This is a genomic window from Acinetobacter sp. YH01010 (assembly GCF_013420775.1).
Classification (GTDB): Bacteria; Pseudomonadota; Gammaproteobacteria; order Pseudomonadales; family Moraxellaceae; genus Acinetobacter; species Acinetobacter amyesii.
The window spans coordinates 146835-159152 of sequence record NZ_VOYF01000003.1 but is presented as its reverse complement, the minus strand read 5'-3'; the positions used below and the strand labels follow the sequence as shown (position 1 = coordinate 159152).

Annotated in this window: 10 protein-coding genes; all 10 read left to right on the top strand. The window is 40.5% G+C overall.

The features are described 5' to 3' along the window. The first annotated feature begins 42 nt into the window (after nucleotides 1–42). The 10 genes from FTT77_RS03890 to FTT77_RS03845 all read left to right on the top strand — a co-directional run bounded on the left by FTT77_RS03890 (nucleotide 43) and on the right by FTT77_RS03845 (nucleotide 12257). A complete protein-coding gene (locus FTT77_RS03890; protein WP_180108946.1) occupies nucleotides 43–321 on the top strand; it encodes a hypothetical protein in 279 nt (92 codons plus the stop codon). Between the two features lie 22 nt (nucleotides 322–343). Further along, on the top strand, nucleotides 344–1378 hold the full coding sequence (locus FTT77_RS03885) for a DUF932 domain-containing protein (protein ID WP_180108945.1): 1035 nt from the start codon (nucleotides 344–346) through the stop codon (nucleotides 1376–1378). Nucleotides 1379–1510: 132 nt separating this feature from the next. Further along, complete coding sequence (locus FTT77_RS03880; RefSeq protein WP_180108944.1) at nucleotides 1511–2584, top strand: YqaJ viral recombinase family protein; 1074 nt, start codon at nucleotides 1511–1513, stop codon at nucleotides 2582–2584. Between the two features lie 206 nt (nucleotides 2585–2790). Beyond that, nucleotides 2791–3675 carry a hydrolase or metal-binding protein gene (locus FTT77_RS03875; RefSeq protein ID WP_180108943.1) on the top strand — a complete coding sequence of 295 codons (885 nt, stop codon included), beginning with the start codon at nucleotides 2791–2793 and terminating at the stop codon, nucleotides 3673–3675. A gap of 76 nt (nucleotides 3676–3751) precedes the next feature. Next, nucleotides 3752–3982: an AlpA family transcriptional regulator gene (locus FTT77_RS03870; protein WP_180108942.1), complete on the top strand. Its 231-nt coding sequence runs from the start codon at nucleotides 3752–3754 to the stop codon at nucleotides 3980–3982. A gap of 73 nt (nucleotides 3983–4055) precedes the next feature. After that, entirely contained in the window at nucleotides 4056–4640 is a 585-nt protein-coding gene (locus FTT77_RS03865; RefSeq protein WP_180026578.1) for a bifunctional 2-polyprenyl-6-hydroxyphenol methylase/3-demethylubiquinol 3-O-methyltransferase UbiG, read from the top strand. Next, a complete protein-coding gene (locus FTT77_RS03860; protein ID WP_180108941.1) occupies nucleotides 4633–5640 on the top strand; it encodes an HNH endonuclease domain-containing protein in 1008 nt (335 codons plus the stop codon). The genes FTT77_RS03865 and FTT77_RS03860 overlap by 8 nt, the downstream gene beginning before the upstream one ends. A gap of 133 nt (nucleotides 5641–5773) precedes the next feature. Next, complete coding sequence (gene hsdR, locus FTT77_RS03855; RefSeq protein ID WP_180108940.1) at nucleotides 5774–9265, top strand: type I restriction-modification system endonuclease; 3492 nt, start codon at nucleotides 5774–5776, stop codon at nucleotides 9263–9265. 53 nt (nucleotides 9266–9318) lie between these two features. Then, complete coding sequence (locus FTT77_RS03850; RefSeq protein ID WP_180108939.1) at nucleotides 9319–10890, top strand: type I restriction-modification system subunit M; 1572 nt, start codon at nucleotides 9319–9321, stop codon at nucleotides 10888–10890. Continuing rightward, entirely contained in the window at nucleotides 10887–12257 is a 1371-nt protein-coding gene (locus FTT77_RS03845; protein WP_180108938.1) for a restriction endonuclease subunit S, read from the top strand. Before FTT77_RS03850 ends, FTT77_RS03845 begins: the two co-directional genes overlap by 4 nt. Nucleotides 12258–12318: the final 61 nt, after the last annotated feature.

Below are 12318 nucleotides of genomic sequence, written 5' to 3'. Positions count from 1 at the left end.
TTGCCATGCGGTAAGCCTTTTTTCATTTTTGAGGTATATCTTATGAGTTTAACTTGTCCTTACTGCCTATCCGATCAAGTCATCCAAGTGGTGAATCAACAAGTGAATGGAACTGAATCATCAGGTCTTGCAGCATCTGCATCGTTTGCCACCATTGGTGCATCCATCTCAAAGAGCTTACCTTTGCCTGTATCACCGTTACTTGGTGGGCTAGCAGGTGCAGTCATTGGTGGTTTATTCAGTAGTGTATTTGAAGAGCCGAAAAAGCCTGTCACGATGACCTATTACCGCTGTAACCAATGTCAGCAGAACTTTCGCTGAGCTAGCATAGGAGATCGAATCAATGGCCCATCAAATTGAACAAATCGCCTATGTAGGTGAAACGCCTTGGCATGGCTTAGGGAATCAGCTGAGTCCCAATCAACCTCTGGAAGTTTGGGCGCAGCAGGCAGGAATGGATTGGCGTATTGAAACATCTGATGTCAGTTATATGGCTCAGAATGAGCGAGGTCAAAGCATTATCATGCCATTTGAAGAACAGCGCGTGCTGTATCGCTCAGATACCCATGCACCGTTATCTGTGGTTAGTCAGCGTTATCAGGAAGTTCAACCAAAAGAGATTTTGGAGTTCTATCGTGATCTAACAGAACAATCAGGCTTCGAGCTTGAAACAGCAGGTGTCTTGAAGGGCGGTAAGAAGTTCTGGGCATTGGCGCGTACAGGTCAAAGTACAGCGTTGAAAGGCAAGGATGTAAGTAATGGCTATATCTTGCTTGCGTCGGCCTGCGATGGAACTTTGGCAACAACAGCGCAATTTACCAGTATCCGTGTCGTGTGCAATAACACGCTTGCGATTGCTTTGAAAGGCGCAACTGCAAGTTCAGGTGTGGTCAAAGTACCGCACAGCACCAAGTTCGATGCAGAGAAAGTGAAACAGCAGTTGGGTGTTTCAGTGCGTGCATGGGATGATCACATGTATGAAATGAAACAATTAAGCCAGCGTAAAGTGAGTCAGCAGGAAGCCAAAGCTTACTTTGATGCAGTCTTCAATAACAGCACCATGTCTATTGCAGATCCTGAGGAGAACATTATTCAGTTCTACCGTCAGGTGGCAAGCAACCCACCACAGCAAAACAAAACTGAACCAAATGGAAGAGCGATGACTAAAGCACTCGACATGTTTAATGGTCAGGGACGAGGAGCAGATCTTTCATCGGCTAAGGATACGGCTTATGGCTTACTCTGTTCGATCACGGAATTTGTTGATCATGAACGTCGTGCCATGAGTACAGATCATCGTCTCGACTCAGCATGGTTTGGTGCAGGTGCAAGTCTGAAACAAAGAGGCTTAGAGCAAGCTTTGGCATTGCTTGCCTGAGATACATTTAGCCTAAGCCATATCTAACTAAATACTTTCCACCTCATATCAACCATACCCAGCATGAAGCTGGGTATGGTTTTTTTATGCCGTTCAATATTTACAGAAATCTATATTTATAAGGATGTCGCAATGAATCAAATGATCCCAATAACACACCAGAAAGCTCCACAACCAACAATAAATCCCTTAATCACAGCTAAGCGTTCCAATACAGCCAAACGTTTGGTCAGTACCAAAGATATGGCCTATCAGGATTGGCTTGAAGTCCGTAAACAAGGTATTGGCAGCAGTGATGCTGCAACAGCATGCGGTTTAAACCCCTACATGTCGATGCTTGAACTATGGCTGATCAAAACAGGCCGTCAGACGCAGTCGATTGAAGATGAGAGCTCGGGTCTTGCACCACTGTATTGGGGCAAGCAACTGGAACCCTTAGTCGCTGAGTATTACAGCATGCACACCAATTCCAAGGTCCGCCGTGTGAATGCTGTTCTACAGCATCCGGATCCTGACAAGCACTTTATGTTGGCAAACTTGGATTACTCCGTTGTTGGCAATGAGGAAGTGCAAATTCTTGAATGTAAAACTGCAGGGGAGCATGGAGCCAAATTATGGCGAGATGGTGTACCGCTATATGTATTGTGTCAGGTGCAGCATCAATTGGCTGTGACAGGAAAACTGGCAGCCCATGTTTGTGTATTGCTCTGTGGACATGAAACCAAAATCTTTAAGGTCACACGATCTGAATCAGTGATTGAGCACATCATCAATGCAGAACGTTATTTCTGGGAATGTGTGGAAAACGATACACCGCCATCGGTCGATGCAAGTGCATCGGCAGCGGAAGCAATCCAAAGGCTATATCCAAGTCATGTCCCACTGACAGTTGAAGATCTATCACAGAATGAAACCGCCAATCTCATGTTTGATAAGTTGATCAAACTGAAAGAAGAGATTCAGCATAAGCAGGAGCGATTTGATGAACTTAAGCATCAGATTCAGATGATGATGAAGGATGCTGAGCGTGCAGTATTCAGCCGTGGTTCAGTGGTGTGGAAGAAAGCCAAAGATAGTGTTGGTTTGAATACACAAGCTGTCTTGAAGCATCAACCCGATTTGATTGAGCTTTACCCATTGTATAGAGCTGGAAGCAGGCGCTTCAACATTTATTTAGATTCGTCGCTTTCAGACAGGCCAGCATAAAAAATCGGCAAAGCAGCCCCTTCGCCCCATTCTCAAAAAGAACAGGGCATTGGACAGCTTTGCCAGATCAAAAGACCGATGCACAACATATTCCCCCGTGGCCATTGGTGTGTCTTGTTTTTATTAATTTTAAATTAATCGGCTAAAGGGCGGGTGCTCTATAGATTTGGCCGTTTTGTATAAAAATGCAGAAAGAGGAAAACAGCATGATTAAAGGTTTAGCAATCACGCCGCCAATGCTTGGACGAATCAGCATTGGGCGGGTAGTGGAAAAGAACGGAAAACGTCTGCCTGAAAAAGACGACCAATTCACCATAACCTCCCAAATTCAGAACAAAGAAGGATGGATTAAGCATCCGCTAGATGAGCAGCTGCGGGTCAATGTGCCAAATCAAAAGCTGCGGACGATTCCTGTCCGTATGATCTTCAATGATCCTGATCTGAACTTAAGAGCAGAGTACACCATGTTTGACCGGCAAACGGGTCGACCTGTGTGTATGGGAAATGGTGAAACCTGTCAAAGGCGAACACAGCAAGGGATAGAGAAACTGCCATGTCCCTCGCCAGATATATGTCCATTGGCTCAGGGCGGCAACTGCAAACCTTATGGACGATTGCATGTGAACTTAGATGAGTCTGATGAATTTGGCACCTTCATTTTCAGGACAGCGGGCTTCAATAGTATCCGCACCTTGGCTGCTCGGCTGAGTTATTACCATGCGGCTTCGAATGGCTTGCTTTCATGTCTGCCATTGCAGTTGACGCTAAGAGGTAAAAGTACAACTCAGAGTTATCGACAGCCGGTGTATTACGTGGATTTAACTTTGAAGGATGGTATTAGCTTGAATGAAGCGATTGTCATGGCAAAGCAAATTGATGAGCAAAGTAAACAGGCGGGGTTCTATCAGGAGGCTTTGGACCATATCGCCAGACAAGGCTTTGCCAATGCGCAATTTGAGATGGATGGAGAGGAGGGATTGGAGGTGGTTGAAGAGTTTTATTCGGATGAACAACAGCAGCCGAAAAGTAATGAAACCAATGCATTTGATATACAGCAGGAGTTAAAGGGAGCAGTGACTGCATTGAATTAAGTCGGCAGGTAAAAACACACAGATGTGCCGTATCTCATGAGCGAGGAGCTCGTCAACATGAGATGAGGAAATAAACATGAATGCATTTACAGGTCAGACATTTCAGATGCAGCAGCTGATTAGCATTAAGCAGGTTGTGGAGTTCGTTGGTGTGGGCCGTTCTACTATCTATGAAATGATGGATGAAAACTCCCCCTATTATGATCCAACCTTTCCAAAGAAAGTTAAAATTACTCAAAATCGTATCGGCTGGTCAGCTTATGAGATCCATCAATGGATTGAACGTAAGTTGGCGAGTCGAGAATAAGGGATGCTCTTAGCTCCCTTATTTTTTTGTTTTCTTGTAGACTGAAAAATGTCTTTTAGCCTAAGTGTCCGTAATGAAAACAATAGACTACTATAATAAGCATGCAGAAGAATTTATAGCTTTAACGTTTGACGTGGATATGGAAAGCCTATATCAGCCATTTTTAGCTGAGTTGCCTGAAGGTGCTCGGATTCTTGACGTTGGCTGTGGTTCAGGACGAGATACTCTGGCTTTTAAAGATAAAGGCTATCAAGTTGAAGCAATAGATTATTCTGCCGAGCTGGTTAAAAAGGCCAAGGAGCTGACCGGCATTGAAGTACGTCAACAAAGTTTTTATGAATTAAATGAGAGTGAGAAGTACGATGGTATTTGGGCTTGTGCTTCTCTTTTACACTGTGACAGAGATTTTTTGCCTGAAGTGATGGGGCACATATTCAAAGCACTAAAGCCAAATGGTGTGTGTTACATGTCTTTTAAATATGGCAAGACAGACCGTGAGAAAGACGGGCGTAGCTTTACTGATCTAAATGAGCAGCAAGCGCAGGAACTACTTAAGCAGATCGATCAAGCTTTACTGTTACAACAATGGATTACGATAGATAAACGTCCAGATCGTGATGAAGAATGGCTGAATGTACTATGGAAAAAACATGCCTGATTTTATTCCTACGGCGCAAGCGCAATTGAAATTTCTTAAAAATATCCAGCTAATTTTACAATCTGGCAGTTTTAGCAGTACTTATAAATTTGCGTTACTGATTAGTCTTAGTCGATTGGCGATTGAGAAAGGTGAGGATACAGGTGAAAGCTTAGTCCTTGAATATACAGATATTGCTGAAAAGTTTATCGAGTTGTATTGGAAGCAGGCTGTACCGTATGTGTTTAATGATGAAGGTCAGCTGATCCTAAATCAAAACAATGGCAAGCAAGCAGCCATATTGAATCGCATTATTGCCTTAAGGCAAAGCTACTCATCTCTTGGATTATTAAGACGAGATCCATTGGTGTGGCTGAAGTTAGTTAAAGATGTGGCTCGCACTGTGAGAGAAATGCCTGTCCGTTATCTGCAAAACATCAATGGTCAAAATTTTGAGTTTATATTTCAGCTTAATCAGTGCGGAAAGAAACTCATTCTTTTACCCCAAGTGATGTATTGCTTACGCCAATTTAGCGAGATTATTGAAGAGCTTTGTCAGAAACGGTGGATTGATTACATCCGAAAGAACAGCAGTAATGCACAAATTTTGAATCAATTACCGAACCTTGAACAATTCATGTTTGAACCGAGCCGAAACCAGTTGAATGCAGTTGCGAATGTGTTGGTCGAGCTACAGGACTGTAAATGCTTCTACTGTAATAAGCCAATGAAAAAAGGTAATTATGCAGTTGATCATTTCATTCCTTGGTCAATGTATCCATCGGACACGGGGCATAATTTTGTCTTGGCGGATTCAAGCTGTAATTCTAAGAAAAGTAATTTGTTGGCTTCAGATGAGTTTTTGCGTAAGTGGAAAGAACGGAATGAAGAACAGGATTTGATTATTGTGGATCGAATTTCTGTATTGGGATTTCTAACAGATATAGAACGGTCGCATAAGGTTGCGGAGTGGGCATATGCTCAGGGACGTGAAAATGGATATTCCTTCTGGCCTTTCTGAGCAAGAGTAGCAACTTAAGTCTTAAATTGATTTAAAATTAAACAATAATTGGCAATTTTAATGAATCAAAACATAAGATTAGGATAGTATTCATTCTAATTAATAATAAATTAGCTTTTGATAAAGAGGGTATATGCAACAGGGAAATTTAGAGCAATCTTTTAGCCAGTTTCTTTTTTTAAAAGAAATTAGCCCGTTACTATTTGATGTGTTGACCCTTGCAGAGCAATATTATTATGCCGATCCAAATGCAACTTTGGTGAAGGTGCGCCAGTTTGGCGAAAACTTAATGCGTCAATTGGCGATTAATTCACAACTTGTGATTGAACCCAACTGGAATAATTTTGAAATTATTAATCAAGTTTCAGAAAAGTTAAAGTTGGATCAAGATGTTCGTTCAGCTTTCCATCGCATACGCAAGTTAGGCAATACAGGGGCACATGAAGTCACTGCATGCCATAAAGATGCCTTAGACGCTTTAATGCTAAGTTATGAGGTTGCTAAGTGGTTATATAGAACGCTCAAGAAAGTTGAAAAAGATTTTCCTAAATATCAAGCACCACAGGATCCATCACTACATGTTGAAGCGTTAAAAGCAGAAGTCTTTGCTTTAAATGAACAGCTAAAAACAACCAAAAATAATGCTTCAATTTATCAGGAATACAAAGCAAAAGTTGAGGAGCTTACACAAGCAAATCAGCAATTATTGTCTTTAACTCAAACTGAGCAACAACGTTCAGCTTCTATCATTGCTGATTTAGAGCAGCAAGTGAAAGTATTACAGGCTAAATTTGATCAAAATCCAACAGTGATTGGAGTGTCGGGTCAACCTGCATTGGTACAAGCAGCAAAAATTGCGAGCCAATCTTTCGACCTTACTGAAGCACAAACTCGTAAATTGATTGATCAGCAGCTTCAAGATGCTGGTTGGATCGCGGATACTGAAAATTATAGATATAGCAAAGGTACACGCCCACTGCTTGGGCGAAATATGGCGATTGCTGAATATCCTCTAGAGTTAAATGGAAAAAAAGGTCAGGCAGATTATGTGTTGTTTCAAGGTCTGACTCCTGTGGCTGTAGTTGAAGCAAAACGTCGCAATATCAATCCATATGGTGCAATTGAACAAGCAGAGTTTTATGCACAAGCCTTTGATACACAGGATTTGAAGGAGTTAGATCAAAAAGCAGAGCATTTTGGACCATGGATGATAAATGGCCTAAGCTACCATATTCCATTTGTTTATTCGTGCAATGGGCGCGCAACCAATAAACGATTATTTGAACAGACTGGAATTTGGTTTAGAGACGTTAGGCGTGGCCGTAATTTACGACGTGCTTTACAAGGTTTTCATCGTGCGGAAACGTTAATTCACTGGATGCGTTTCCCAGAAGAGCGAGCTGACGAAAATCTCAAAAATACTGCAATTTTACCGTTTAATGATCGACCTTATCAGTGCGATGCAATCAAAGCGGTTGAAAATAATATTGCAAAAGGCATTCGTAAGCACCTTGTCGCAATGGCAACTGGGACAGGCAAAACACGTTTAGCCACGGGCTTGATGTACCGCTTAATTACATCTGGGCGTTTCAAAAGTATTCTGTTTTTAGTGGATCGTAATTCACTTGCGGAGCAAGCCACAGAGGCTTTTACAACTGAAGTGATTCATGGAAGTATCACCCTGTTTTCAAGTTTTAGCGATACAAAAAATTCCGCTGAATTAAACTTGCATGATTCAGTGACTATTCAGGTTGCGACTGTACAGAGCCTTGTTCATCGAATTTTTAATGCAGATGAATATGTACCGATAGATGCTTTTGATTGCATTATTGTGGACGAAGCACATCGTGGCTATACCTTAGACCGTGAAATGACTGAAGGTGAAGAAGCTGTATGGGATCAAGAAAAATATTTGTCGACATATCGTCGAGTACTTGATTATTTCGATGCACATTTAGTGGCTTTAACTGCAACACCAGCATTGCACACTGTCGATATCTTTGAAGAACCTATTTTTAATTATACCTATACACAAGCAGTTGCAGATGGTTATTTAGTCAACTATGACACACCGGTTGTATATAAAACAGCATTGGGCACATTGGGTCTAAATTATACGAAAGGATCCTCAGTCCAAATTTATAAAACAGTCACGAAGAAAGAAGAGTTGTATACCTTGCCGGATGACTTGTCTTTTGATGTGGCGGATTTCAATAGAAGTTTATTGCTAGATAGCTTTAATGAAGTGATTTGTCAGCAGATAGTAAAAGATATTAATCCATTTAGTGTTGAGAAGACTTTAATTTTCTGTGTGACTGATACACATGCAGATAAAGTAAAAAAATTGCTCGATCAATATTATGCGGAAAAATACGAGAAGTATGATGAAAAAATGGTGCGTAAGATTACAGGGAAAACACCTGCGGTCAAGGAAGTGCTTGAATCTTACAAAAAACAGGATTTCCCAAATATTGCAATTACCGTTGATTTATTAACAACAGGGATTGATGTACCTAATATCTGCAATTTAATCTTTTTACGTAAAGTCCGTTCGCGCGTATTGTTTGAGCAGATGTTAGGGCGAGGAACACGTCGAGCTGACAAGATTGGTAAGACGCATTTCCGTGTTTATGATGCAGTAGATGTATTTAAAGACCTAGATAATGTAAATAGCATGAAAATGATATCGGTGAACCCGAATATTACATTGGCAGAGTTATTTAAAGAATTTGAAGATGACACTACACGTAAAGCTGCATCAACAGTCATTGCTGATACTTTAAATCAGCGTAGCCAAGCAGATGTGATGTTAGATCAAATTTGTCAGAAGGCTATGCGTGTTTTGGTTAAAGCTGAAAAATATAAAAATGATCCGCGCCTAACGAATCTCAAAGACAGCTTGGAACAAGTTCAGCAGTTATGGAAGTGGGAATCTAAAGATTTACCAAAAGAGCTGCACAAAATGGGTGTAGAAAAGGCAGCGACATGGTTAAAAGAACATGGCAAAACTTTAAATGGTATTTTAGAGAATGTTCGTGAAGAGTTTAGATTAGCAGAAATGCAGATCATCTCTTTTGAGAAAGATAGCATGATCTATGCAGGTCAAGACCCTAACTACAAACCTTTAGAGGATTATTTGCAGCAATTCCAAAATTTTGTGAATCAATCTGTCAATAATAATGCTGCAATGAAAGCTGTAGTGACACGCCCATCTGATTTGACTCGTGATGAATTAAAGCAAGTTGAAGCAACGCTTACACAAGCTGGATTTACCCGTGCTAAATTAAGTAAAGAGCTTGGTAATAATGAGACAAATCATTCATATGCTGCGCAGATTATTGCCTTGATCCGCCGTTCAGCGATTGGTGAAGACCTTATGCCGTTTGAGCAGCGTGTGGAAGTTGGTCTGAGAAAAATACTTAAACTCAAAGCATGGAATCCTGAACAGGAAAAATGGTTACGTCGCTTGGCTCAATTTATTGCTACTGAGTTAGTGGTTGATAAAGACAGTATACGTGAGCGTTTCTCATCACAAGGCGGGATCGAGATGCTGAATAAGGTACTGGATGATGATGCTGAAAAAATATCCAAATACATTGTGGATAGTTTCTGGAAAGCCTCTTAAACCCTACAATGCCTGAAGCCTAAATTTAACTTTTTATAGAAGCAGTAGTAAGCATGACGCAAAATGATATTGTTCAAAAACTTTGGAACCTATGTGATGTCTTAAAAGACGATGGCATCAATTACAGTGATTATGTTTCAGAGCTAGTTATGTTGCTATTTGTCAAAATGGTGGATGAACTTGATCATCAAGATTCAACGCTGGCAAACATTTATCCAGATGAATATCGTTGGGCGGAACTGCGTAAGCGTGTGAATCAGGCAAATGATTTACTCGTGTTTTATAAAGAGATGTTACTTGAGCTTTCACAAAGTCAGCACGAGTTGATTGCATCTATTTATAACAACGCACAGACGCGTTTACGTGAGCCACGACATTTGGCTCAGCTCATTAAAGAGTTTGATAAGTTAGATTGGTTTAGCATCAAAGCTGATGGTTTGGGTGATCTGTACGAAGGTTTATTAGAAAAAAATGCCACTGAAACCAAGTCAGGTGCAGGACAGTATTTTACGCCGCGTCCTCTAATTAATTCGATTGTTCGCTGTATGCAGCCGAAAGCGGGTGAGGTGATTCAAGATCCAGCTTGTGGTACAGCAGGTTTCTTGATTGCTGCTGATGCATTTATTAAGTCTGAAACAGATGATTTGTTTGATTTAAATTTAGATCAAAAGAAATTTCAAGAAACTCGTGCTTTTGTTGGTGTAGAACTGGTGCCGAATACGCGCCGTTTGGCACAGATGAACTGCTTACTGCATGATATAGGCGGAGAACAGGGTGCAATTAAATTAGGTAACTCATTAGGTTCTACTGGCTTTGATTTACCTGTTTCAGATGTAATTTTAGCCAATCCTCCATTTGGTACATCGAAAGGTGGTGAAGCAAGTATTACACGTCAAGATTTGCCTTTTGATACGTCAAACAAGCAATTGGCATTTCTACAACATATTTATTTAAACTTAAAACCAGGTGGTCGTGCCGCAGTTGTATTACCAGATAACGTACTGTTTGAAGCAGGACAAGGTACCGCGATTCGTCAAGACCTGATGAATAAATGCAATGTGCATACGATTTTGCGTTTGCCGACAGGTATTTTTTACGCAGCTGGTGTAAAAACCAATGTACTGTTCTTTACTAAAGGGACAGAAGCAGACCCGATGCAAAAGCAGGGCTGTACTCAAGATGTGTGGGTATATGACCTAAGGACCAACATGCCAAGTTTTGGTAAGCGTACGCCATTTACCGAAAGCCATTTAAAAGGCTTTGAAGTTATCTATGGTGCTGATGCGAAAGGTCTTTCACCACGTACTGAGGGTGAATGGTCACTTACAGAAGAAAGCCAAGAGCAAACGCTGGAGAATAGCCGTTGGCGTAAGTTTAGCCGTGAATGGATTAAAGAACAAAAGGGTGATTCTTTAGATATTTCATGGTTAAAAGACAATGACGCCGTGGATGCTGCAAACTTACCTGAACCGCATGTGTTGGCAAGTGAAGCCATGTCTGAACTAACACAAGCTTTGGTTGAATTAGATGCCTTGATGAAGGCATTAGGTCAAACTGATGAAGCCAATACACAAAAACTTTTTTTGGCTGATGCGTTGGGTTTGAATGCTGAGGAACAGGCATGAGTTTAGATAATTTGCCTGTTGAGTGGTTGTCCCTACAATTAAAAGATATTGGAAATATTTTTACAGGAAAGACGCCTTCATCTAAAGATGCCACTAATTTTGAAGGAGATATTCCATTTATTAAGCCGGGTGACCTCGCTAATGGGGGGTATATTTTTCATACATCAACTCATATTAGCCCACAAGCATTAGAGGCTTTACCTAATCTACCTGTAAACTCAATTATGGTGACATGTATTGGTAACATGGGTAAGGTTGGTATAAATACAAAGGTATCTGCGACTAACCAGCAGATTAATTCAATTGTGCCCTTTAAAGAATTTATTAATTATAAATATACTTATTATTATTGTTTAACTTTAAAGAATTGGCTTGAAAGAGAGTCTTCAGCAACAACGATTGCCATTGTAAATAAGGGGCGGTTTTCTGAAGCGCCGATTCCATTGCCACCATTAGCCGAACAACAAGAAATCGTTCGTCAGCTTGATGTGATGCTTGCGCAAGTGGAGCAGATTAAAGCCCGTTTAGATGCCATTCCTGCCATTCTTAAAAAATTCCGTCAATCGGTTTTGGCGGATGCGGTGAGTGGTAAGTTGACGGAAGCAGATGTTAGTAATTGGACTGAAGTTACGGTAAATGATTTAGTTAATATTGTGAATGGAAAATCTTTTCCGAGTTCAGATTATTCAGCACAGGGTATAAAGTTATTGAGACCTGGTAATTTACATGTGTCAGGTAAGGTCAAGTGGACTGATAAAAATACTATCTATTTACCTACGGTTTGGAAAGAAAAACGATCAGAACTTCTATTAAAAGAAGGTGCGCTTTTGATGAACTTAACAGCTCAATCACTCGCAGATGAGTTTTTAGGTAGAGTATGTATTCTTGAAAAAGCAGATGAAGATATTTTATTGAATCAGCGAATATCTTCTTTCGAATCTAAACTAAATTATGATGTAAGATCTTATTTATTCTATGTTTTTAAATCACCACAATTTAGAAGCTATGTAGATACTCTTGATACAGGTACATTGATTAAGCATCTAAATATTAAAGATATTAAAACATATAAGCTAAAGCTACCTCCCGAAAGTGAACAAATGCAAATAGTAACTTTGTTAAAGAGTTTTATAAAATCTGCTTCAAGGACTGAAGAATTAGTTTCATTAGCAAAAAAACGAGCGAATCTACTAACTCAAGCAATTTTAGCCAAAGCTTTTAGCGGTGAACTGACTGCCGAATGGCGTGAACAGCATCAAGACCTTATCACTGGGGTAAACAGTGCGGAAAGCTTGCTTGCTAAAATACAGGCGGAACGGGAAGCGAGTAAGCCTGTGAAAAAAACACGGGCAAAGAAAAACGCATAAACAAAAACGCACTCGTGGGGATGAGTGCGTTTCTTGTCGTATTAAATAAATTTAAAGAAAT